The organism is Paraburkholderia sp. BGA-UO-ETr-F21 (assembly GCF_059567925.1).
The window spans coordinates 141,770-166,481 of sequence record NZ_JCAQOY010000007.1 but is presented as its reverse complement, the minus strand read 5'-3'; the positions used below and the strand labels follow the sequence as shown (position 1 = coordinate 166,481).

Here is a 24,712-nt window from a genome sequence, read left to right as displayed (position 1 = left end):
CCTTGGCCTTTCAATCGACTTTTCCCTTCGAAACGTCCGCGGCGCGCGCGGACGCTTCGTCCCTGCTGCGCCTGCTGCCGGCCCACGAGGGACACTGGGACGAGTTGCGCGACGCCTCGGGCGCGTTGCGCGAACCGTGGCGGCAGTTCTTCGAGCGGCTCGGCGAAGTCGGCATCGCGCGGCTCGACGACGATCTCGCCTCGGTCGCGCAGCAGATCCGCGACAACGACATCAGCTACAACGTCTACGCGGATAACGGCGAGCCGCGGCCGTGGGCGCTCGACCTGCTGCCGTTCCTGATCAGCGAGGACGAGTGGGCGCATATCGAGCGCGGCGTGACGCAGCGCGCGCATCTGCTCAACGCGATCGTCGCCGATATTTATGGGCCGCAAACTCTGCTCGAGCGCGGGCAATTGCCGCCCGCGCTGGTGTTCGGCCATCCCGGCTATCTGCGCTCGGTGAAGGGTTTCACGCCGCCGGGCGGCCAGTATTTGCAGGTGGTCGCGGTGGATCTGGCGCGCACGCCCAACGGCGACTGGACCGTGATGGCGCATCGCACCGAGGCGCCGTCCGGGCTCGGTTACGCGCTGGAAAACCGCCTGATCGTGTCGACGCTGTTTGCCGATCCGTTTCGCGCCCTGCGCGTGAGCCGGCTCGCGCCGACCTACTCGCAACTGATCGCGACCCTCGTGCAGGCGGCCCAGGCCACCATGCCGGACGACGGCGAAGGCGTCGACCGTTCGCCGCATATCGCCTTCCTCACGCCGGGGCCGTTTAGCGAAACCTACTTCGAACACGTGTTTCTGGCGCGCTATCTCGGCGTGACGCTGGTCGAAGGCAAAGACCTGACGGTGCGCGACGACAAGCTCTATCTGAAGACCCTCGCCGGTCTCGAACGCGTGCACGTGGTGCTGCGGCGTCTGGACGACGCGTTCTGCGACCCGGTCGAGCTGCGCGCCGATTCGAGTATCGGCGTGCCCGGTTTGCTGCAGGTGATGCGCGCGGGCAACGTGATCGTCTCGAACGTGCCGGGCTCGGGCTTTGTCGAATCGCCGGCCTTGCACGGTTTTCTGCCCGGCATTGCCGAAGTGCTGCTCGGCGAAGACCTCGTGCTGCCGAGCGTGCCGACATGGTGGTGCGGCGAAAAGGCGGCGCGCAATCATGCCTTCGCTCGCCTCGACGAGGCGTTCATCGTGCCGACGTGGCCGGTCACCGGGCGCGATGCGCCGCCGGGCGTGGAGCAGGGCAGGCAGCGCCTGTCGGCGTGGCGCGAGCGTATCGAGGCCATGCCGGACACCTACACGATCCAGCAGGCGCAACGTTTTTCCTGCACGCCGCGTTACGAAGACGGCACCATTGGCCGCCGTCCGTCGGTGCTGCGCGTCTATGCGATTGCGGACGTCAACGGCGGCTGGCATGTAATGCCGGGCGGTTTCACCCGCCTCGCCGCCGAACGCCAGACCACGGTGTCCATGCAGTACGGCGGCAGCAGTGTCGATACGTGGGTGCTATCGAGCCAGCCGACTTCGACCTTCACGCTGCTGCCTTCGCCGATGCAGCCCGCCGACCTCGCGCGCAAACACCGCACCGTGTCGAGCCGCGCGGCGGAAAACCTGTTCTGGGCCGGACGGTACGGCGAGCGCGCCGAAAACAACGTGCGGCTGCTGCGCCTGATTCTCGGCTCGCTGGAAGGCAACGACGCCGACGCGATGTTTCCGACCCTGGTCGAACTCGCCATGCATTGCGGGCTCGTGCAGTCCGGCGACATGTTCTCGCCGCATTCGCCGCAAGCTTTCGAGCGCGCGCTGGTCGCCAATCTGAGCGAGAGCACCGGCGCCGCGAGCATCGGCCAGAACCTGAACTGCCAGGCGCGCTCCAACGGGGAAGTGCGCGGGCGTCTGTCGAACGATCACTGGCGCACGATTCTCGCGGCGCGCAACGACTTCCGCGACGCGTTGCAGACACTGATGCCCGCTCCGGGTTACAGCGGCGGGGGATCGCAAGGCAACGGCAATGGCAACGGAAATAGCAACGGCAACGGCCGTGGCGAGCGCTACGAACGTTACGATCGCGTCACGCTGATGAACGCGCTCGAACGCCTGTCGGTGCAATTGTCGGCGATCAGCGGCGCACAGGGCGACCGCATGACACGCGACGAAGCGTGGCGTCTCCTGTTCGTGGGCCGTCACATCGAGCGCGTGTCGGCGATGACCTCGTTCCTGCGCGTAGTCGCCGACAAAGGCCAACTCTCCACGCCCGCCGGCTTCGACCTGCTGCTGCAGTTGTTCGACAGCACGCTCACGTATCGCTCGCTCTATCCTGGCCGCTTCGAGGTGCCGGCGCTGCTCGACCTGCTGGTCATCGAGCCGACCAATCCGCGCGGCATCTACGGCGTCTACGAGCGTCTGCGCAAGAAACTTGACGAGATCGCGGTGGCGGCGGGCAGCACGCGGCATCGTCCGTTCGCGGAACTGATGGCGCCCGCCGCTTCGTTGCCTTCGCTCGAATCGCTGTGTACCGTCGACGAAGACGGCGCCTATGCCAATCTGATTGCGGTATGCGATCAGATCGGCGCTTATGCCGGCGCGGCCGCCCACGAAATCAGCGCGCGCTATTTCAGTCACGCCAGCACCGTCGCTTCGCAGGTGTGGTCATGAAGAACGCGCCGACCGTGCTGTCCGTTTCGCATCGCACGACTTATCGCTATTCCACGTATGTGGAGACCGCGCAGCATCTCGCGACAATCCGGCCGATCGCCTGCGCGTGGCAGCGCGTGGTGTCGCACAGCGAAACGATCGAACCCGAGCCGTCGTATCTGAATAGCCGCATCGACGCATTCGGCAACGACGTCCTGTATTTCGCGCTGGATGCGCCGCACGAGCGCTTGCAACTGGTCAGCGAAACCACGGTGGCGCTCACGCCGCGCTGGACCGACCTCGATCCCGAGGCGACGCCCGAATGGGACGACGTGTCCGACGCTTTGCGGTTTCGCGTCGGCGGGCAGTTCCGGCCCGAGGTGGAGTTCTGTTTCGCGTCGCCGAACATCGTGCCGCGGCCGTCGCTGCGCGCCTATGCATTGCCGAGCTTTCCGCCCGGCATGCCCATCGCCGCGGGCGCGATCGATCTGATGCACCGCATTCACGAAGACTTCGCCTACAAACCTTCCGCGACGATGTTCGATACCCCCGCTGAACGCGCCTTCGAACTGAAGAGCGGCGTGTGCCAGGACTTCGCGCAGGTGATGATCGGCTGCTTGCGCTCGCTGGGTTTGCCGGCGCGCTACGTGAGCGGCTATTTGCGCAACGATCCGCCGCCTGGGCAGCCGCGTTTGATCGGCGCGGACGCTTCCCATGCGTGGGTGTCGGTGCATTGCCCCGGCAGCGGCTGGATCGATCTCGATCCGACCAACGACGTGCTCGCCGATGTGGATCACGTGACGCTTGCGATCGGCCGCGATTACAGCGACGTGTCCTTGCTGCGCGGGATGATTCTCGGCGGCGGCGCGCACCGGGTGGAAGTGGGTGTGACGGTTCTCGCGCTTTAGGCGCGGGCCGCATGCGGCGGGTCATTTCCAGCGGCTATTCCAGATAGCTTTTTTCTAGCGATCGATAACGTTCCCCAACTTGCGTCGCGACGCATTCGTGTCGCGACTTCGCCGCTCACTTCTGAGCCGCGCTGATCCCACCTCGACAGACGCCTTCGCTCGGTGGATGTCCATTCCTTCCGTCGCCGGTATCGCCCGTAATTCCTACGACATCTTTGGGAAAGTTCCGACTTTCTCTCAGTGAAATCGTATAGCTGACGAGACCGTCAACGCGGATACTTTCACACGTTGCCGCGTGCCTACCGCCGCGCGCAGAACAAACGTTGATAGTTGAAATGGCGGCAAAAAGACATTCCGAATTCACCCGAGGACTGAGCAGACGGGCGCGGCGGCGCACGCATGCGCTGATGTTCGGTGCGCTCGGCGCCTGTGTGTCGGCGCCGGGGCATGCGCAGACCATCACCGGCGCCGGTGCGCAGTTCAACGATCAGCGTGACGATGGCGCGAATGCTTCCGCTATGGAGTCGGGACAGGCGGCGCCCGGGAGTGAATCGCTAGTCACCGCGCATGCGGAAAGTCCGTCGGCGGCGCTTGGTTACGCGTTCAATACGTTTCGCACCTCGGGGCAAGGGGCGGCGGATACACAGCGTTACTTTGGCTTTAACGCAGGCGTCAATATCGGCAGTTGGCAAGTGCGCGAGCGCGGTGCGGTCCAGTCCATGACGGGGCGAGGCACGTCATATCAGAACATCGCGACTTATCTGCAGCGAGACATTCCGTCGTTGAAAACCGGGCTCGCGCTTGGCGACCAGTTCACGGACGGCGCTGTGTTCGACAGCATCGGCGTGCGTGGCGTAAAGGTGGAGAGCGTCGATAGCGCGGTGCCCGAGGTCGTGTCCGGCTATGCGCCGATGGTGCGCGGCGTGGCAATGTCGAATGCGCTGGTCACTGTGACGCAGAACGGCAACCGCTTATACGAAACCACGGTTGCGCCGGGACCGTTTGAAATCGACGACGTCGCGGCAACCGGTTATGGCGGCAATCTGCTTGTCACCGTGACGGAAGCCGACGGCAGTCAGCACAGTTTCACCGTGCCATATCCTTCGGCCGTGCCGCTTTTGCGTCGGGACTCGACGCGATTCAGCGTCGCCGCTGGCGTGGCGCGTGACCCGCAGATCAAGCGCCACGACGCGATGCTGCAGGGCACGATCCAGCACGGCTTCAGCGGTTCGGTAACGGGCTACGGCGGGGCGGTTGCCGCGGACGGTTATCTGTCCGGCTTGATCGGTGCGGCGATCCGCACGCCGATCGGCGCGCTGTCGGCCGACATCTCGGCGGCTCAGGCCGACGCGCCGCAATCGCAAAGCACGCGTGGTGCAAGCCTGCGCATCGGCTATAGCAAGTTCATCGAGCCGACGAATACGAACGTTTCGATCGCCGCGTATGGCTACTCATCGGGCGGCTTCCTCTCGCTGCGCGACGCGCTGCTCACACGCGAGGTGGCGTCGGCGGGTTCCGGCGTAAACGGCGTCGGACATCGGCGCAGCCAGATGCAGATTGCGCTGAACCAGCGCCTCGGCGGCGCTGGCGGTACGCTTTATGTGGTCGGCTCGACGTCGGACTACTGGAACCATTCGGGATCCGAAACGGGGTTTCAGATTGGCTACTCCGGCGCGGTACGCGTGGCCAATGCGAATCTGAACTACACCGTATCGGCTTCGCGGCAGCGCACCGGCTTGACCGGACCCATGAGCAACCAGCTGTTCGCCACCGTCTCCGTGCCGCTTGGCAAGGCGGAGCATGCTCCGCTGCTGTCGGCGGGCTTGATGCATGACAGTCACGCCAACTGGTCCGAGCAGGCAATCCTTGCGGGTTCCGCGGGTGCTGCGGATGAACTGAAGTACGGCATGTACGGGACGCACTCGGAGCGCTCGAGCATCGGTGGCGGCAATGTCCAGTACCACAGTCCCTACGCGACTTTCGGAGCAAGCGCGAGTGGCGGTTCCGGCTATTCGCAGGTGGCGGCGAACATTCGGGGCTCGGTGTTTGCTCGCAGAGAAGGCATCACGATTACCGAAGCACCAGAAGACAAAGCCGACACCCTCCAACCGAAGGGCGGCCTGGACGCCGGCACGTCGGCGAACCCGGACCTGAGCGCAGGCAGTCCCGGCCATGCGGCCGTGCCGCACCTGCTGCCCGGCAGCGCGGATCCGATCGAAGTCGGCTCCCAGAGCGCCCGGCCCGACAGCAAGGTTGAGGCGACCAGCCTGGAGGTAGCGCCGCCGTTGAGTGCGGTAGTCGTGACGCGCCAGCCTGCGAGCGACAACATTGCTTCGAATGTCGCAACGGTTGACCAGACGGAAGGGGCGGAACGGCTGATGTTGTTCATGAATGCGGTGCCCATGAAGGTGTATGCACGCAATGCGGTTGTCTCATGGTCAGATGTCGAGCGTGGGAACGGGCATCACTAGTTTCACCCGGGGGCGCGCCTACAGGATTGATCGGGTGGCTGAAGAATTGAAGGATTGGCCGAGCTTCGCAAGAGGCAAAGCCATGTTTTGCAGGGCGTAGTTAGAAGTAGACGTAGAAGTTGTAGTTATCCTAATTTTAAATTTTTTATCTCAAGGCAAGAAAATGCAAAAGATCGATCGTAACGCACTGGCTCAATCGGAAATCGCCGGCGGCTGCTGCAAGTGCTGCTGTGCTCCGGCAAGCTCGGCGTCGAAGTCCGCAGCACCGACCGCGGCGCCGGCAGCAGCTCCGGCAGCCAAGCCGGTCGCGCGCAGCTAAGCAGCGTCGCAATAACGGTGTAAGGACGGGCTGATTGCCCGCTCACCGTCTCGCGAAGCCCGGTCGTTCAAGATCGGGCTTCGCGTCCGGACAACGAATCATGGCGTTCCCGTGGAACGGCTGTCTCACCGTGACGAAGGAACGAGCATGCGGTTATTCATAGCGTTGCGTGGGTTGCCTGCCGCTTTCAGGCGCGGCGCGAGACATAGCCGCGACCGCCTACAAGGCGCTTGCCTGTCGCGCATTCCTCTGCGCGCGATCGAGCCGCTTGCAATGACCGCATGGTATGTGCGGAGTTGCTTCAACGCGAGGCTCCGCTGGAGCGGTATCGAGCGGCGGGAAGTCGGGCGCGACGTATTGAAGCTCGACCATCTCGACAATCGCCGGGTGCTGCCGGGCAGGGTGCTCGAGAAACTGATCGATCAACGGCTTCATTTCGGCCGCCAGCGCAATCGCGCGGAAGCGTGGCCGGATTTGCAGCGTGCCGCGACCGTGCTGGCGCAGATCATCAGGAAGGTGAAGGCCGCGACGCCTGATCGGCCAGTCATCGTTTCGCCATTTCACTACGTCTCGCAGTACGCGAACATCTACTTGGTCGACGAACTGCGCAAACAGCTCGGACTTGCGTCGATCGGCGTCGTATCGGGTGTGCCGCAGAATATCTACGGAAGCGATGAGGAGATGATTCCGCACATCGACATCCTCCACACCTATAGCGAAACGAATCGCAGCGGATTGGGTTTGCGCGCGGCGCGCTCGCTCAAACGCAACGGTGTCGTCGTGCTGTTTTCGGATGCGCCGCCGTTCACGCTGAGCGGGTATCCCATGGAGACCGTCGGCGTTTCCATTTTCGGCCGTCCGGCGCGGATTCATAACGGCGTATTTCGCATGGGCGCGCCGTTCGACGCGTTGCTGCTGCCGTTCTATCTGCGCTTTGAGCATGGGCGTTTTGGCGCTTTCGTATTCGATCCGCTCGAACTGACGCATGGCGACGCGCCTCAACGTCTCGCCGATTGCATCGAGCAGGCGTTAAGAGGCAACTATGCACGTGCGTTGGCCGCCGGACATCCTTCAATGTACGCATTCGCGCCAGTCAGATAACTCACGCAGTCACCGCTAGAAAAAAACAGCTCGTCTCCAGCAGAGAGGCGGCAGGACAGTCATGGACCCAACCAGTATCCCGCAGTACAAAGACATTTCCTGGCGATGGATCGCCTATGCCGCGTCGGCGATCGTGGTGGTTACCGTCGGCTTCGGCTTCCTGCATGAAGTGGAACTCAAGCAGGACGTGCAGTGCGAAATCGTGTCGCCATCGGAAGTGAAGGTACGGGGTTTGAGCGGACTCGTGACCTCGGTATACGTGCGCCCGTCGGAGCGCGTGGCAGCCGGTGCGCCCCTGTTCACGCTGCAGCGTGACCTGTCGCTGTCGAGTGACGGCCGTCAGCGCACCGTGTTCGACTCGCAAATGCGCGACGAACAGATTCGTGTCGCAGACGAACAATACGCCCAACGCAAGGCGCAATTGACCGCACAACGGGATGCTTCGCTGCTGACGGGTTCGAGCCGTAAAGCGGAACTCATTGCGCTGGATGAACAGATTTCCCAGAACCGCCAGCTTTCCGACGAATCGCAGCAGAAACTTGAGCGGCTCAAGTCGGTGTCGGACTACGTCACCGCGGATCGTATCGAACAGGCGAGTGCCGATGAGCACCAGGTCAAGGTTTCCATCGCCCAAGGTTTGGCGCGCCGCGAACAGTTGCGCGGCGAGATGTCGACGCTCAACGGCGCGCTGATCGACCTCAACGCGCAGCTGAAAGAGAACGACGCGCGGCACGAACAAGGCATTCAGGAAATCCGGATGCGCTTCGAACAGTCGCGCCAGGACGCGACAATTTCGGCACCGCAAGCCGGGGTCGTCACGTTTTCGAAACTCGTGACGGGCCACACGCTGGAGGCGTCCGACGTTGCGCTCGTGATTGCGACCGACGACAAGGGCGCATTGCGGGCGGCGCTGCGCATTCCGTCGCGCCGTCGCGGGTTCGTCGAAAAAGGCCAGATCGTGCGGCTCAAATTCGACGCGTTTCCTTACGCGAAATTCGGCAGCTACGAAGCACGCATCGACGCCATATCGGACACGACGATGCAGTCGTCCCCCTCGCTTCCGGGCATGCCCGGCTCGCTCGCCGCTCAAGGCGGCGGAGACGGCGACTACCTGGCGTGGGCGACGCTACGGGGCAAGACCTTCGACTACGGCAAGCAGCATTTCGACATCTTGCCCGGTATGCGCGCTACGGCGAGCATCGTCGTCGAGCGTAGAACGATTGCCGAATGGGTGTTGGCGCCGCTTTTCCGCATGATCAGAGGCTAATCAGGGGGCCCAGTGCGAACGATTTATCAGAACGAAGTCGCGGAATGCGGCTATGCCTGCCTGGCAATGGTGCTCTCGCATCTTGGCCGCGCAACCGAGGTGCGCGAATTGTCCGCCTTCAGGCCGATCTCGGCGAACGGTCTATCCTTGATGGACCTGTACGACGTGGCGACCGAATTCGGCCTCGCCGTGCAGGCTTACCGGTTCGACGTGGCGGATTTGCCATCGGTCAAGCGAGGGTCGATTCTTCACTTTGGCGGCGCGCATTTCGTGGTGTTCGAGAAATGCGGCCATGGCTATGTTCAGGTTGTCGATCCAGCCAGCGGCCGGCGGCGCGTGTCCATGGATACGTTCGTGGCGAGTGTGTCGGGCTATCTGCTCGAATGTTCCGCTACGCCTTCCATGCCGCGCATTCGCGCGAAGTCGCAGGTGCCCGGCGCGCTTGCCCGCGTACGGGCGTTGAACCCCGCACTGCGCAAGCAACTGGCGAAAGTGCTTTTCGTCGCACTGGGCAGCCAGTTCGCGATCCTCGCCATGCCCTATCTCGGCAACCTCGTGCTCGATTATGTGGTATCGGCGGACAACATCAATCTGCTGAGCGTGCTTGTTCTGACGTTTGCCGGCATCTTCGCGGTCGGTGCGCTCAGCCAGTACGTGGAGACTCGTCTCGTCGAATTGCTGCATCAGCTTACGCAAATCAACATGACCGAAGGCTTGCTCGGTCATCTGTTGCGCAATCCGATGTCGTGGTTCGAGAAGCGCCACGTCGGCGACATTTTTGCGCGCATCAAGGCGCAGGACGAGATCAGCGTGCATGCGACCCGAACCGTGACGGCAATGTGCATCGATATCGCTGTGGGGACGCTCGCACTCGCGCTGATGCTCGTGCAAAGCCGGATGCTGACGGCCGTCGCTCTCGGCATGTTCATCGTCTATCTTGCGGTCGCATTGGGCATGTTCGCCCGCATGCGGGACAACCATGCGCTCGTGCTCGAGACGTCGGCACGCTGCGACGATGCGTTGATCGAGACGATCCGGGCAGCGAGCCTGATCAAGCTTGCTCAGGGTGAAACGCGCCGCACGGCGCTCTTCATGATCAAGTACAAGGAATATGTCGCGGCGCTGCTGACCAGTAACCGGCTGACCAGCGCTCGCGACGCCATCCTCAAGTTGGTCCAGTATGCGGACACGATTGCGATCACCTGGTTTGCCGCGCGGCTGATGCTGGCCGGCACGGTATCCGTGGGCGTGTTCTATTCGTTTCTGATCTACAAGTCGCTGATGTCCGAGCGTCTTGCCCACGCCGTCAATGGTGCGTTTGCGTATTTCATGCTGAGCGTGCCGACCGCACGGGTGGCGGACATCGTCGAATGTGAAGAAGAGCGCTACACGCCGCTTGCCGACTGCAATCGCGTGACCGAGATACGCATGTTCGAGCGTATTGAAGTGCGCCATGTCACGTTTCGCTACGGCGTGTCCGACCAGCCGGTGCTACGCGATGTGAGTATCGATATCCGGCACGGCGACAAGATTGCCATTACGGGGCCTTCGGGCGCGGGAAAATCGACATTGTTCAAACTGTTGTCGGCCGCCGAGCCGCTCCAGGAAGGCCAGATCGCGCTCAACGGCATTGCGTGGCCCAATCTGACGGTCGACGAGATCCGGCGGCATGCCGCGCACATGCGTCAGGGGGACCTGATTCTGCACGGCTCGATCGCCGAAAACATCACGTTGTTTGCTGCCAGTATTGACGAAGACCGCGTGCATGCGCTCCTCGAAGACGTCGGCTTGTTACAGGACGTCATGCGCCTGCCGATGCGCACACGCACGGTGATTAGCGACACGATTGCGAACATTTCGGCGGGCCAGCGGCAACGATTGCTGTTGGCGCGCGCGCTCTATCAGGGCCGCAGTCTCCTGCTGCTCGACGAGCCGACGTCCAATCTCGATCCGGCTTCGGTGCAGCACGTGGCCGCCTTGCTGCGCCGGCTGACCTGTACGGTCGTGGTGATTACACACGACCGGTCCCTCGCCGCCGCGTTCGATGTTCGATATCGACTGATGGACGGCGCGCTGGTGCCCGAGACACCTGATCACGCGCATCGTTTGCCGGAGCCGAACTATGTTTGAGTTCCGCCTCGCGTGCCTGGCCGTCAGCCTGTTGTGTGCCATTGCGAACCCCGCGTTCGCAACGGACCTTCTCACGGTCACGCAACAGACGCTAGGCCGCGACTCCACCCTCGCGCAGGCACGCGCCGGCTACGCGGCGGCACAGCAGGCCGTTCCCCAGGCGCGCGCCGGCCTGCTGCCGCAAATTTCGGCTGGTTGGGGGCGCACCTATAACAGCATAGCGACCGATGGTTTTCCGAAGACCACGTACTGGCAGTCGGGATGGACCATCAATATTGCGCAGCCATTATTCGACTGGACGAAGTGGAGCACCTACAAGCAGGCGGATTATGTCGAAGCGCGCGGCACGGTCGAATTGAACGCTGCGCAACAGGCCGCGATTCTGCGGGCCGTACGCGTGTATTTTGAAGCGCTGGTTGCCGAGGACGAACTACGGCGCGTTAGCGAATACGCGAGCGCGGTCGATCAGCAACTTCAATTGATCAACCGGAGTAAAGCCGGTGGGGAAGCGACGCTGATCGATCTGCGCGACGCCCAGACCGCGCGCGAGAAGGTGGCGCTCGAACAGATGGATGCTGAAAATACGCTGGCAGCCAGGCGCCGGGCGTTCGAGCAAGCCACGGGCGTGCCGTTCGAGACGCTCGCGCGATTGCCTGACTCGTTGCCGATGCCGCGCCTGCAGCCTGAGGACATCGACGCGTGGGCCGGCCAGGCGAAAGATCACGCGTTTGAGGTCCAATTGAAGCAACTGGATTGGCAGATTGCCAGAATGGAGGTGAGCAAGGCCACCTCGGCGCATCTGCCGTCTGTTTACCTGACCGGAAGCTATACCCCGGCGGGCGCGGCATCCGGCTACTCGCGTCCCACGACGACAACCACAGGCATGCTCGCCATCTCGATACCGGTCTTTTCCGGCGGTGAGACGCAGGCAAAGGTAAAGGCGTCATCTGCTCTGGAAGACAAGGCGCAAGAGGGGCTTGCAGGCGCCTCGCGTGACGCCGAGGCGGCGGCGCGCGACGATTACAGCCGCTATCAATATGGGCGTACGCGAATCGATCTGCTCACGCATCTCGTGGCGTCATCGCGAGAGGTGCTGGCGGCGACTCGGGTCGGCTTCCGGGTGGGTAGTCGAACGGCCAGCGACGTCCTTAGAGCGATCGATGCGCTGTATTCCTCGCAACGCGATCTGCTGGCCGCCCGCTATAGCGCCATCGTCGCGTTGATGCAACTCAAGGGCGACACGGCCGCGCTGAGTATCACCGACGTGGTCCAGATCAACGACATGCTGGTGCGCTGAACCCGAACGGCTTCGACACGAGACGAGCCTCACTGCACGAACGCATGCCATGAGGCTTGCATCGACAATTCAACCCACGCCGGGCAGGCACACGCCTAGGAAGCCGTGGTTGACCGGATTGTGCAACACAGTGTTCAATCCAGCTAAACTTGACTCTGTGCGTATGCACATATAGACTGCCCTTCATGAACCGTCCTCTCTCTTACGACGAATGCAACTGTTTCGCGCTGCGCCAGGCGGCGCGCCACGTCACGCAAATCTATGAGCGCCATCTCGGCGCCGTTGGCCTGACGGCTGCGCAGTTCACGATTCTCGCCAAACTCGCGCGTACGCCGAATCTGCCCATGGTGGATCTGGCGGATGCCATGGTGATGGAACGCACCACGTTGGTCCGCGCCATGAAGCCTTTGCAGCGCGAGGGGCTGGTAGTGGCCGAATCGGCGGAGCATGACGGCCGCACGTTGCTGTTCAGCCTGACGGAGAAGGGCGAAGCGACGTTCGACCAGGCCGCCATCGCGTGGCGTGCGGCGCAGGAAGAGTTTGAAACGAAGTTCGGCCATGCGCGTGCCAAAACGCTGCGCGCCGAGTTGTTCAGCATCACAGGATAGTTGAGGCGCACGCGCTCGTTGATACGAGCTTTAGCGCGCCTGATTATGTGCATACGCACTCACAAACGAGGAAGTGCCGCAATGGAAGGGCTAATCGAGGACGACTGCTTTGCCATCCGCCAGGCCGCGCGATATGTCTCGCAGATTTACGACCGGCACTTGGCGAATGTTGGACTGACCATTACGCAGTTTTCGCTGCTGGGACGGCTCAAACGCACCGGCCCCATGACGATGAGGCAAATGGCCGAGGCCATGCGCATGGAACGTACGACGCTGGTTCGCACGATTCAGCCGTTGCGCCGCAACGGTCTGGTGTCGAGCGAGGCACTTGGCGCCGACGCACGGGCGCTGACGATCACGCTGACAGCCGCAGGGGAAGAGCGGTTGAAGGCAGGCCGTGAACATTGGTATGCCGCGCAGGCGGAATTCGAGCATCGTTTTGGCGCGCGGCGCGCGGCCGCTCTGCGTAGCGAACTGTTTGCCATGACGCGAGATTGAATCCAAGGCCGCGAGTGCGGCACCGGCCCACCGGCGCAATCCACGCGCCGTTTTTTTCACCTTAACGAGTGCATACGCACATATCGACATCATGTCCACTACTCCAGCGACTATCGCCCCGCCGAGCGCGGCGCAGACCGCCAAACCGGCACGGCGTATTCCGTGGATGTTGCTAGCGATCATCACGGTCCTCGTGGTGCTGGCGCTTGCTGCGTCGTATTGGTTCTTCGCCGGCCGCTTCGTCGAAACGACGGACGATGCATACGTGGGCGGCGATGTCACGGTGATGGCGCCGAAGGTGAACGGCTTCGTCACGGACGTGCTCGTGCATGACAACCAGTTCGTCCACGCGAACGACGTGCTGATCCGGCTCGATTCACGCGATTACGACGCGCGGCTCGCGCAGGCCACGGCGGAAGTGCAGAGCGCGCAAGCCGCGGTGACCGAACTGCAGGCGAAGAAATCCTTGCAGCTCGCCACCATCAACGAACAGGCCGCGGAAGTCCGAGCGTCCGGCGCCGAATTGACCCGCAGCGCCGCGGACCAGACGCGTTACCGCGAACTGGTGAAGGACGAGGCGGTATCGAATCAGGTCGTCGAACGCGCGGATGCCGATCTGACCAAAGCACGCGCCGCGGTCGATCGCAGCGGCGCCGCGCTGATCGCGGCGCAACGCCAGATTGCCGTGCTCGACGCGCAGATCGGCGACGCCGAGGCGCGCATCGCCACGGCGCAGGCGGCCCAGCGTGTGGCGGCCCTGAACGTGGAGTACACGACGATTCGCTCGCCGATCGACGGTTATGTCGGCAATCGCACCGCGCGAGTCGGCCTGCTGGCGAATACCGGCGTGTCGCTGCTGACCGTGGTGCCTTCGAGCGGACTCTGGATCGACGCCAATTTCAAGGAGGACCAGTTGAAGAAAATGCGCGTCGGCGATAGCGTCGACGTCGATCTCGATGCGTCGAGCAAGCGCATTCACGGCATCGTGGAAAGTCTGGCGCCGGCCACCGGTGCGACCTTCAGCGTGCTGCCCGCCGAAAACGCCACGGGCAACTTCACGAAGATCGTGCAGCGTGTGCCGGTGCGCGTGCGGCTCGAAGTGCCGAAGGACATGCAAGGCGTGCTGCGCCCGGGCCTTTCGGCAACCGTGAAAGTGCATGTCGATGCCGCTCCGGTCGGCAATACGCCGGCGCGCGGATGAGCCGATCATGACTCAAGTTCTCGCCAACCCCGCCGACCTGCCGACACGCACCAAAGTGGCGGCGTTCACGTTGATGTGTCTAGGGTTCTTCATGGCGACGCTCGATATTCAGATCGTGGCGTCGTCGCTCAAGGATATCGGCGGCGGTTTGTCCGCGAGCCAGGACGAACTCTCGTGGGTGCAGACGTCGTATCTGATTGCTGAAATTCTCGTTATTCCGATGTCCGGCTGGCTGACCCGCGTGTTCTCGACGCGTTGGGTGTTCGCGTTTTCCGCGCTCGGCTTCACGATCACCAGCATGTTGTGCGGTCTCGCGTGGGACATCAATTCAATGATCCTGTTCCGCGGTTTGCAGGGCGCGCTCGGTGCAGCGATGATCCCGACCGTGTTCACCACGGCGTTCGTGCTGTTTCCCGGCAAGCAGCGACTGATTGCGTCCACCACCATCAGCGCGCTCGCCACGCTCGCGCCGACCATCGGCCCGGTGATCGGCGGCTGGATCACGTCGCAATGGTCGTGGCACTGGCTGTTCTATCTGAACCTCGTGCCCGGCGTCGTCGTCACGGTGATGGTGCCGAAATACGTGCACTTCGACGAGGTCGATCTGTCGCTGCTGAAAAAAGGCGACTACCTCGGCATTCTTCTGATGTCCGGGTTTCTCGGTTGCCTTGAATACGTGCTGGAGGAAGGGCCGCGTAAAAACTGGTTCGGCGACGACCTGATCGTCACGTGCACATGGGTAGCGGCGATCTGCGGATTCCTGTTCATCGTGCATGCGTTCACCGCGAAAGAGCCGATCGTCGACTTGCGCGCATTGGCGATCCGCAACTTCGGCATAGGCAGTCTGCTGTCGTTCATCACCGGGATCGGGATTTTCTGCGCGGTGTTCCTGACGCCGGTGTTTTTATCGCGTGTACGCGGGTTTGATTCGTTGCAGATCGGCGTGGCGTTGCTGTCGGTAGGCTGTTTCCAATTGGTCGCGATGGTGGCGTACTCGGTGGTCGCGCGCTTTGTCGATATGCGCGTGCTGCTGGTGTTCGGGCTGGTGCTGTTTGGCGTCGGCTGTTATCTGTATGTGCCGCTGACCAATCAATGGGGCTGGCAGGAGTTGCTGATCCCGCAGGCGTTGCGAGGCATCGGCCAGCAGTTCTGCATTCCGCCCATCGTGACGATGGCGCTGGGTTCGTTGCCGATGTCGCGGCTTCGTTCCGCCAGCGGCCTGTTCAATCTGATGCGCAACCTCGGCGGCGCGATCGGCATTGCGGTGAGCAGCACGATGCTCAACGACCGCCTGAACCTGCACTACGAGCGGCTCGACGAGCATCTGAACGTAGGCCGTCCGATGGTCGAGTCGATCCTGCAGCAGCAGAGCGCGCACTTCGCGGCAGTGGGCGGCAACGTGCTGAATGCGGCAAACGCCGGGCTCGGCGAACTGCACGCGCTGCTGTTGCGCGAAGCACTCGTGCTCACGTTCTCCGACACCTTTTTCGCCCTGTCGCTGTGCTTCCTGGTCGGCTTGCTGAGCGTGCTGTTTTCGCGCCCGTTCGGCAACTCCGCGCCGCCGCCCGACGCTCACTGAGGAATTCACCATGAAACCGATCCTTCTCAAAGTACTGGCGAGCGCCGCAATGCTGACGCTTGCGGCGTGCGCGGTGCAACCGGAAACGCACGCGGATTTGCCGCAGACCGTGAAGACCGTTGCACCCGCTGCGTGGAATGTCGAAGCGCCGCAAGACAGCGTGAGCGCAAACGCGTGGTGGGCGCAATTCGGCGATCCTGTCATGCATCAACTGGTCGAAACCGTGTTGACCGGCAACCTCGACGTGCAGGCGGCAGTGGAGCGCGTCAAGCAGGCGCAGGATCTGGCGACGCAAAACCGCGCGGCCTTGCTGCCCGAGTTGAATGCGAGCGCAACTGCTTCCGACTCGCGGCAGAACACGCCGCCGCCGCTCGGTTATGTGCGTCAGGCCGGTGTCGGCCTGACGGCCAGCTGGACGCCCGACGTATTCGGTGGCGAACGTCTCGCCGTGCTCGCGGCGCAGGCGCAGGTGTCAGGACGCCAGGCGGCACTGAACGAGCTGCGCCTCGCGCTCGCGGCGAATACCGCCGCAGCGTATATCGACCTGCGCTGGGCACAATCGCAATTGCAGATTCTGAGCGACAACGAGCAGATTCGCGCGCGCGGATTGAAGCTCACACAGCAGCGTCTGCATTACGGGCTGTCGACACAACTGGATGTCGCACGCGCGCAGAACCAGTTGCAAGATTTGCAGGCGCAGATTCCGCGCGTGCAATCGGCGGTGCAGCACGAGTTGAGTCTGATCGCGGTGTATTCGGGGCGCACGCCGGAAAGCGTGGACGGGTTGCTGCTCGCCAATGCACGCGATATTCCGGTGCCCGCGCAAAGCGTGCCGCAGATGCTGCCCTCGCAAGCGCTGTTGCAGCGTCCCGACATACGCACCGCGTACGCGACGGTCGAACAGCGCGCGGCCGAGGTCGGTGTATCGAAAGCGCAGCGCTATCCGCAGTTCAGGATCAATCTCGCCGACGGCCTGCTGGCCTCGTCCTATCTCGGCTTGCCCACGCTGACCGACAACCTTTTTAGCGCCGCCCTGAACGCGACGAGTCCGATCTTCAACGCAGGCCGCATTACCGCGAATATCGACGCGAGCGAAAGCCGCATGCGCGAATCGCAACTCGGCTTGCAGCAAACCATGCTGAAAGCCCTCAAGGAAATCGAGGACAACCGCAGCGATCTGGTGAGCGGCGCAGTGCAGGTTCAACGGCTTGGCGGCGCGCTGGACGCGTCGGACCATGCGCTGCGTCTATCCACCGAACTGTACAAGGGCGGCGCGTCGAGCTTTCTAGATGTGCTCGCGGCGCAGGAAGCCTTTCTGCGCGACGCCGAATCGTTGAACCAGGCCAAGCGCGAGCATGCGCTCTCGGCGGTCGCGTTGTACCGCTCGCTCGGCGGCGGCTGGGATGTGCCTGACGCGGTCACCGCGGTATCGGCGAATAACTGATGCACGCGTGTGACCAATGAGGTGTTGAACCAACAGGAGAGAAGCAATGGCGAATCAGCGCGAAGTAGTGATCTGCAATCCCGTGAGAACGCCGATCGGCGCATTTGGCGGATCGTTGAAAGAGGTGCCTGCAACCGAACTCGGCGCAATGGCCGTGCGAGAGACCTTGCGGCGCAGTGGGCTCGATGCGGCGACGCTGGCATCGGTCGTGATGGGTAACGTGATTCAGGCGGGCAACAAGATGAATCCGGCGCGCCAGGCGTCGATTGGCGGCGGCGTGCCGGTAAGCGTGCCCGCGTTGACGGTCAATCGTGTGTGCGGCTCGGGTGCTCAGGCGATCGCGTCCGCAGCGCAGGAGATCCTGCTGGGTCTCGGCGATGCCGCCGTGGCCGGCGGCATGGAGAACATGGACCGCGCGCCGTATCTGCTCGACGGCGGCCGCTGGGGCTACCGCATGGGCAACGCGCAAATCCACGACAGCCTGTTGCGCGACGGCCTGAACGACGCGTTTTCGGGCGAGCACTCTGGATGGCACACCGAAGATCTCGTCGCGCAATTCGATATCACGCGCGAAACTCAGGATCGTTGGGCCGCGCGTTCGCAACAGCGATTTGCGCAAGCCCAGGCGCGCGGCGATTTCGACGCCGAACTGGTCGCGGTGGAAATAGCCGGGCGCAAAGGCCCACAACATTTCACGCGCGATGAGCAGCCGCGCCCAGACACCACGGTGGAAACGCTGGCGAAGCTGCGTCCGGCATTTCGCCCGGATGGCACGATTACGGCAGGCAACGCGCCCGGCTTGAACAGCGGCGCGGCCGCGATGCTGGTGGCCGAACGCGGCTTCGCGGAAGCACGCGGCATCGAGCCATTCGCGCGACTTTCGGCCTACGGCGTCGCCGCGGTGGAACCCGGCATGTTCGGCCTGGGTCCCGTGCCGGCGGTAGAGATGGCGTTGGCGCGAGCCGGGTGGCAACTGCACGATGTCGAGCGCTTCGAAATCAATGAGGCGTTCGCCGCCGTGCCGATCGCGGTCGCGCGCAGACTCGGCATTGCGGACGAACTGATCAACGTGCAAGGCGGCGCAATTGCGCATGGCCATCCGATCGGCGCGACCGGCGCCGTGCTGACCACGCGCCTGCTCCATTCAATGCGGCGCGACGGCCTCAAACGAGGCATCGTGACGCTGTGTATAGGCGGCGGACAGGGGATCGCGCTGGCATTGGAAATGCTGTGATGCCGAGTCGATAACAGCGGGGTGCATCGGCGTGCGAACGAGTTCGATGCACCTTGCTGACATCGCGCAGATGCGCAGCGCATCAACCTTGACTGATTCTTCGGCAAAGGACGCGGGCCTCTATTTAAAGTTTTTTCTCCGGGTTCAGTTTCGTTTAGCATCGTTGCCACTTTCACAAGAACACGACGAGACATGGCACTGATTGTTCGAAACATTCTTGGTATTGCCGTACTGCTGCTCATTGCCTTTATCTTTTCCACCAACCGGCGTGCTATCCGCTTACGGACCGTAAGCAGCGCACTGCTTGCGCAGATCGGAATCGGCGCGTTCATTCTTTTCGTCCCGGTCGGCAAGTCGATCCTGTCTGGCGCGGCGTCCGCTGTGAATCATGTGCTGGGCTACGGCAACGCGGGAATCGAGTTCCTGTTCGGCGGCCTCGTGCAGTCGAAAATGTTCCAGGTGTTCGGCGACGGCGGCTTCGTATTCGCCGTGCGCGTGCTGCCGGCCATCATCTTCGTTACCGCGCTGATTTCGGTGCTGTACTACATCGGCGTGATGCGCTGGATCGTGATCGTGCTCGGCACGCTGTTTCAGAAACTGCTCGGCGTGTCGAAGCTCGAATCGTTTTCCGCCGTCACCACCATCTTTCTCGGTCAAAGCGAAATGCCCGCCGTGGTCAAACCGTTTACGCGCGCCATGACCGGCGCCGAATTGTTCGCGGTGATGTCGAGCGGCATGGCGGCCGTGGCCGGGTCGGTGCTGGCGGGGTATGCGGGCCTAGGCGTGCGTATCGAGTATCTGTTGGCCGCCTCCTTCATGGCGGTGCCGGGCGGCTTGCTGTTCGCGAAGATCATCCACCCCTCGACCGAAGCGAGCCGGGTTCATCTCGACAACCTCAACTTCGACGAAAAGCGTCCCGCGAATGTGATCGAAGCAGCCAGCTCCGGTGCGACCGTGGGACTGAAGATCGCGGTAATGGTCGGCGCGATGCTGATCGCGTTCGTCGGGCTGATTGCTTTGCTCAACGGGATCGTGGGCGGCATTGGCGGCTGGTTCGGCCATCCGCAGTTGTCCATGCAATCGGTGCTTGGCATCGTATTCGCGCCGCTCGCCTATCTGATCGGCGTGCCGTGGAACGAGGCCACGATTGCCGGCAATTTCCTCGGGCAGAAGGTCATTCTGAATGAGTTCGTCGCCTATGCTTCGCTGTCGCCGTATCTGAAAGACGCCGCGAGCGTGACCGCGGCCGGTCTGCAGGCGCTCGATCCGCGTACCATTGCTATCCTGTCGTTTGCGTTGTGCGGCTTTGCGAACTTTTCGTCGATCGCGGTGCTGACGGGCGGCTTTAGCGCCGTCGCGCCCGAACGCCGCGCCGAAGTCGCGCGTTACGGCCTGCGTGTCGTGCTCGCCGCGACGCTCTCGAACCTGATGAGCGCCACGATAGCGGGCATGTTCATTACGCTGAATTGAATCGAGGATTGCTGGATGAATATGGAACAACTGCTGGAGCGCGCGGGTGCCGCGCGAGAAAAGGCCTATGCGCCTTATTCGAAGTTCAAGGTCGGCGCGGCGCTGCTGACCCAGGACGGCCAGGTGTTCGACGGCTGCAACGTCGAAAATGCCTCGTACGGTTTGTGCAATTGCGCCGAACGTACCGCGTTTTTTAGCGCCATTGCGGCGGGCTATCAGCGCGACCAGTTTGCGGCGCTCGCCGTGATCGGCGACACGGACGGCCCGATCGCGCCGTGCGGCGCATGCCGCCAGGTGATCATCGAACTGGGCGGCCCTGAATTGCCGATTCGCCTCGGCAATCTGCATGGCGCGACGCGCGACACGACCGCGCGTGAACAATTGCCGGACGCGTTCTATCTATGAGCAGGCATAAAGTCATCTACGACACCGACCCAGGTGTGGACGACGCCATGGCGCTCGTGTTTCAGGCGCTGCATCCGGATATCGAACTGCTTGGCCTGACGAGTGTTTTCGGCAACGCGACGATCGAAACGACCACGCGCAACGCGCGCTTTCTCGCCGGGCGATTCGCCAAGGGCGTGCCGGTCGCGCAGGGCGCGGCAGCGCCGCTCAAGCGCGCCGCGCCTGACCCGCTCGCATGGATTCACGGCGACAACGGGCTCGGCAATATCGCGTTGAATACAGCGGAGCAGGCCGCACTCGACACGCGCCCCGCGCACCGCTACATCATCGACACGGTGCGCACGCATCCTGGTGAGGTGACGCTGCTTGCGGTAGGGCCGCTCACGAACCTCGCTCTCGCGCTCGCGGACGATCCGCAGATCGCCTCGCTCGTTAAACAGGTGGTGATCATGGGCGGCGCGTTCGGCACGGACGGCGTGCTCGGCAACGTGACGCCCGCAGCGGAGGCCAACGTTCTGGGCGACCCGGATGCCGCCGACATCGTGCTCGGCGCGGCGTGGCCGGTGGCGATCGTCGGTCTCGACGTTACGCAGCGCACCATCATGAGCCACGATTATCTGGCGTCGTTGCGCGCTCGCGGCGGCGCGGCGGGTCAGTTCGTGTGGGACGTGTCGCGGCATTACGAGGCGTTTCACGAGCAGAGCGCCCAGCTTGCGGGCATCTATGTGCACGATTCGTCGGCCGTGGCCTATGTATTGGCGCCGCATCTCTATACGACGCGCAGCGGTCCGGTGCGTGTGCTGACGGACGGGACGGTCAACGCGAACTGCACAGGCACTCAGCGAGCATTTGGGTTGGGCTGAGATCCGCCATCCCTTTCATCCGCTCAAGGGCCAACGCTTTCTGGTCCTCAAGACCCGCCGCGTCTCGGGTGCCGAGACACTGCTTCTGCGTGACGCAGAGCGTGGCNTTTCCGCAATGGGCTCCAACGCGAGCTTCCATAGCGCCTGCATGGCTCTGCATAGCATGCGGGGGACGGTCAACGCGAACTGCACAGGCACTCAGCGAGCATTTGGGTTGGGCTGAGATCCGCCATCCCTTTCATCCGCTCAAGGGCCAACGCTTTCTGGTCCTCAAGACCCGCCGCGTCTCGGGTGCCGAGACACTGCTTCTGCGTGACGCAGAGCGTGGCAGCTTCAGCATTGCGCGCGAATGGACCGACTGGGGCACGCCGTCCGTCCACGACGACGCCATCGCGCCCACGTGCTACTTCGATCTAGGCATGTTATTGGAGCTGATCGCGTTGATCGACCAGCTTGCCCCACCCAGGAAGTCTTCGAAGAAAGGAGCTTGATCAATGAGTTTCCTTCGCCTAATATCAGACCAGTTATCAGCGTGGTCCGCTCATGGAAGATATTCCGTTGTCCACTTTACGCAGACGTCGCGCGCAATTGCTCAAGCAAATGCCGGCCTTGGAGACGCTCTTGCGAGGCTCGCTCATCGAACGCTACAAGCGCTGCGGCAAACCTGGCTGCAAATGCGCCGACGGTCCCGGCCATGGTCCCAAGTACTACTTATCGGTGAGCTTTCCCGGCCGCCGGCCGCAAATGGACTACGTGCCGCAAACCGATTACAACGACGTCGCCGAACACCTGGCGAACTATCACCGCGTTCGCGAGATCATCGAGGAGATCTGCGAGATCAACCGCGAACTATTGCGCCGCCGCGAGGCGCTCTGAGGGGCGCCGGTGAGCCAGTCGTCACTGTCGCTCGCCAACTTCATCGATCCGCAATCGGCCGGTGTACTCATCGCCAACATGCTCGAGGCCTGGCTCACCGCCGGGCCCGCGCTGGAGCTGACCGAGGAGAGCTTCGATGAACACCAAGATCACCCCGCAACATCAGAGCAAGCCGGCGTACATCTATATTCGCCAGTCGACGATGGCCCAGGTGCGTCATCATCAGGAGAGCACCGAGCGCCAGTATGCGTTGAAGGACAAGGCGCTGACACTGGGCTGGCCGGATACGTCGATCCGGATCCTGGATCGGGACCTCGGCATGTCGGGAGCCCAGACGACGGGCCGCGAGGACTTCAAGACCCTCGTGGCGGATGTCTCGATGGGGCAAGTGGGAGCAGTGTTTGCCCTGGAGGTTTCCCGCCTGGCACGCTCGAATCTGGACTGGCATCGCCTGCTCGAGTTGTGCGCGCTCACCCATACGCTCGTGATCGATGCCGATGGCTGCTACGACGCGGGCGACTTCAACGACGGCCTGATACTTGGTCTCAAGGGTACGATGGCACAGGCGGAGCTACATTTCTTGCGCGGGCGCCTCCAGGGCGGCAAACTCAACAAGGCGAAGAAGGGTGAGTTGCGCTTTCCACTGCCCGTCGGCTTGTGCTATGACGATGGCGGTCGCGTCGTCCTGGATCCCGATGACGAGGTACGCGGCGCCGTGCAGCTGGTGTTCCGTCTCTTTGAGGAAACCGGCAGCGCATATGCCGTCGTCAAGCGATTTGCCGACGAGGGCCTGCGCTTTCCGAAGCGTGCCTATGGCGGTGCATGGGCAGGCCGACTCATCTGGGGGCGCCTGAGCCACGAACGCGTACTCGGTCTGATCAGGAATCCTTCCTATGCGGGCGATTATGTTTTTGGACGGTATCAGTATCGTCAACGCATAACCGCACAAGGAGAAATCCATAAGCGCGTGCAGCCAGTACCCAAGGCTGACTGGCGGGTCCATCTTCCCGACCATCACGAAGGGTATATCACCCCGGAGGAATTCGAACGCAACCAGGTACGCCTGGCGCGCAATCGGACCAACGGCGAAGGTACCGTGCTCAGCGGTGCGGCGCGCGAAGGTCTGGCGCTGCTTCAAGGGATGCTGATATGCGGCCGCTGTGGCCGGGCGCTGACCGTGCGGTACCAGAGTCACGGTGGCCTTTATCCACTGTACCTGTGCAGCAGGCGTCGCCGCGAGGGTCTGGCGACCACCGATTGCATGAGCATGCGCAGCAATCTGCTCGACAACGCAATTGGCGAGGCAGTACTCACCACACTACAACCTGCCGAACTTGAGCTAGCGCTCACTGCCCTGAACGAACTTGAGCAGCGCGATCACGCCATCATGCGTCAGTGGCACATGCGCATCGAACGTGCCGAGTATGAAGTCGCACTTGCCGAACGCCGCTACCAGGAATGCGATCCGGCCAACCGTCTGGTCGCGGGTACCCTCGAGCGGCGTTGGAACGATGCGATGCTTCGGCTCGATGAGATCAAGACGCAAGCCGCCGAATTCCAGAGCCAGAAGGCACACGTCGCCACATCCGAACAGAAGGCCCAGGTCCTCGCGTTGGCGCGCAATCTGCCGCGCCTGTGGCGTGCGCAGACGACTTCAGCGAAGGACCGCAAGCGCATGTTGCGACTACTCATCCGGGACATCACGGTCGAGAAACTGTCTGCCGCGAGACAAGCCGTGCTGCATGTCCGCTGGCAGGGTGGCCCGTGCACCGACATCACCGTCAATCTGCCCAGGCCGCGCCCGGAAGCGATCCGCTATCCGGCGGAGACCGTCGACCAGGTCCGCAAACTGTCGCAACATCTGTCCGACCTGCAAATCGTTGCGCGTCTCAATCAGGAAGGCTTGCGCAGCGCGACTGGCAAATCGTTCACGCTCTCCATGGTCAAATGGATACGCTACCGATACGAGATTGCGGCAACCAGCTTCAAACGGCCCGACGAACTTACGGTACAGCAACTCGCTGACCGGCTGGGTATCAGTACACACATGGTGTATTACTGGATCGGGCGCCAGGTTGTCCAGGCCCGCAAGCTCGATGGACGCGGTCCTTGGTGGATCACGCTCAATCGCACCAAAGAACAGCAACTGCGGCGTTGGATACGCACTTCAGGGCATCTTCAGCGCTAACATTCCAACACTCAACTGGCAGAGGTGCATTATGAAATCACCGTCGGTATCGCGGTAGGTCAGTCCATTCAGAAACCGNACATGGTGTATTACTGGATCGGGCGCCAGGTTGTCCAGGCCCGCAAGCTCGATGGACGCGGTCCTTGGTGGATCACGCTCAATCGCACCAAAGAACAGCAACTGCGGCGTTGGATACGCACTTCAGGGCATCTTCAGC

Annotated in this window: 19 protein-coding genes and 1 pseudogene; all 20 read left to right on the top strand. The window is 62.7% G+C overall.

Annotation, left to right across the window (positions count from 1 at the left end; genetic code table 11):
- Window positions 1-2 precede the first annotated feature (2 nt).
- The 20 genes and pseudogenes from AC57B1_RS05630 to AC57B1_RS05535 all read left to right on the top strand — a co-directional run bounded on the left by AC57B1_RS05630 (window position 3) and on the right by AC57B1_RS05535 (window position 24,495).
- The gene (locus AC57B1_RS05630) at window positions 3-2,657 is read left to right on the top strand and encodes a circularly permuted type 2 ATP-grasp protein (RefSeq protein ID WP_496416917.1); all 2,655 of its coding nucleotides are present in this window, start codon (window positions 3-5) and stop codon (window positions 2,655-2,657) included.
- Window positions 2,654-3,544 carry a transglutaminase family protein gene (locus AC57B1_RS05625; RefSeq protein WP_408300061.1) on the top strand — a complete coding sequence of 297 codons (891 nt, stop codon included), beginning with the start codon at window positions 2,654-2,656 and terminating at the stop codon, window positions 3,542-3,544. Before AC57B1_RS05630 ends, AC57B1_RS05625 begins: the two co-directional genes overlap by 4 nt.
- A gap of 407 nt (window positions 3,545-3,951) precedes the next feature.
- On the top strand, window positions 3,952-6,015 hold the full coding sequence (locus AC57B1_RS05620) for a fimbria/pilus outer membrane usher protein (protein ID WP_496416916.1): 2,064 nt from the start codon (window positions 3,952-3,954) through the stop codon (window positions 6,013-6,015).
- Between the two features lie 466 nt (window positions 6,016-6,481).
- Entirely contained in the window at window positions 6,482-7,435 is a 954-nt protein-coding gene (locus tag AC57B1_RS05615) for a lysophospholipid acyltransferase family protein (RefSeq protein ID WP_496416915.1), read from the top strand.
- A 61-nt stretch (window positions 7,436-7,496) separates the two neighbouring features.
- A complete protein-coding gene (locus AC57B1_RS05610) occupies window positions 7,497-8,702 on the top strand; it encodes an HlyD family secretion protein (RefSeq protein ID WP_496416914.1) in 1,206 nt (401 codons plus the stop codon).
- 12 nt (window positions 8,703-8,714) lie between these two features.
- Window positions 8,715-10,832 carry a peptidase domain-containing ABC transporter gene (locus AC57B1_RS05605; protein ID WP_496416913.1) on the top strand — a complete coding sequence of 706 codons (2,118 nt, stop codon included), beginning with the start codon at window positions 8,715-8,717 and terminating at the stop codon, window positions 10,830-10,832.
- On the top strand, window positions 10,825-12,129 hold the full coding sequence (locus AC57B1_RS05600; protein WP_496416912.1) for a TolC family outer membrane protein: 1,305 nt from the start codon (window positions 10,825-10,827) through the stop codon (window positions 12,127-12,129). Before AC57B1_RS05605 ends, AC57B1_RS05600 begins: the two co-directional genes overlap by 8 nt.
- A gap of 185 nt (window positions 12,130-12,314) precedes the next feature.
- Window positions 12,315-12,737, top strand: coding sequence for a MarR family winged helix-turn-helix transcriptional regulator (locus tag AC57B1_RS05595; protein ID WP_408342366.1), 423 nt, complete (start codon window positions 12,315-12,317; stop codon window positions 12,735-12,737).
- An 81-nt stretch (window positions 12,738-12,818) separates the two neighbouring features.
- A complete protein-coding gene (locus AC57B1_RS05590) occupies window positions 12,819-13,235 on the top strand; it encodes a MarR family winged helix-turn-helix transcriptional regulator (protein ID WP_496416911.1) in 417 nt (138 codons plus the stop codon).
- Between the two features lie 91 nt (window positions 13,236-13,326).
- Window positions 13,327-14,436, top strand: a complete 1,110-nt coding sequence (locus AC57B1_RS05585) for an HlyD family secretion protein (protein WP_496416910.1) — start codon at window positions 13,327-13,329, stop codon at window positions 14,434-14,436.
- 7 nt (window positions 14,437-14,443) lie between these two features.
- On the top strand, window positions 14,444-16,015 hold the full coding sequence (locus AC57B1_RS05580) for a DHA2 family efflux MFS transporter permease subunit (protein ID WP_496416909.1): 1,572 nt from the start codon (window positions 14,444-14,446) through the stop codon (window positions 16,013-16,015).
- A 10-nt stretch (window positions 16,016-16,025) separates the two neighbouring features.
- Window positions 16,026-17,459 (top strand): efflux transporter outer membrane subunit, encoded by a 1,434-nt coding sequence (locus AC57B1_RS05575; RefSeq protein WP_496416908.1) that lies wholly within the window; start codon window positions 16,026-16,028, stop codon window positions 17,457-17,459.
- 46 nt (window positions 17,460-17,505) lie between these two features.
- Window positions 17,506-18,693: a thiolase family protein gene (locus AC57B1_RS05570; protein WP_496416907.1), complete on the top strand. Its 1,188-nt coding sequence runs from the start codon at window positions 17,506-17,508 to the stop codon at window positions 18,691-18,693.
- Between the two features lie 192 nt (window positions 18,694-18,885).
- Window positions 18,886-20,163: a NupC/NupG family nucleoside CNT transporter gene (locus tag AC57B1_RS05565; RefSeq protein WP_408342376.1), complete on the top strand. Its 1,278-nt coding sequence runs from the start codon at window positions 18,886-18,888 to the stop codon at window positions 20,161-20,163.
- Between the two features lie 15 nt (window positions 20,164-20,178).
- Window positions 20,179-20,568, top strand: coding sequence for a cytidine deaminase (locus tag AC57B1_RS05560; RefSeq protein ID WP_091807039.1), 390 nt, complete (start codon window positions 20,179-20,181; stop codon window positions 20,566-20,568).
- A pseudogene (locus AC57B1_RS05555) lies at window positions 20,565-21,380 on the top strand (nucleoside hydrolase); the annotation flags it as partial. The gene AC57B1_RS05560 and the pseudogene AC57B1_RS05555, both read left to right, overlap by 4 nt.
- A 37-nt stretch (window positions 21,381-21,417) precedes the next feature.
- Window positions 21,418-21,654, top strand: coding sequence for a DUF5372 family protein (locus tag AC57B1_RS05550; protein WP_496416906.1), 237 nt, complete (start codon window positions 21,418-21,420; stop codon window positions 21,652-21,654).
- On the top strand, window positions 21,641-21,922 hold the full coding sequence (locus AC57B1_RS05545; protein WP_496416905.1) for a Y4bD/Y4pK family protein: 282 nt from the start codon (window positions 21,641-21,643) through the stop codon (window positions 21,920-21,922). Before AC57B1_RS05550 ends, AC57B1_RS05545 begins: the two co-directional genes overlap by 14 nt.
- Before the next feature lie 52 nt (window positions 21,923-21,974).
- Entirely contained in the window at window positions 21,975-22,307 is a 333-nt protein-coding gene (locus AC57B1_RS05540) for a DUF6788 family protein (protein WP_496416904.1), read from the top strand.
- Window positions 22,308-22,443: 136 nt separating this feature from the next.
- Complete coding sequence (locus AC57B1_RS05535; RefSeq protein WP_496416903.1) at window positions 22,444-24,495, top strand: recombinase family protein; 2,052 nt, start codon at window positions 22,444-22,446, stop codon at window positions 24,493-24,495.
- Window positions 24,496-24,712: the final 217 nt, after the last annotated feature.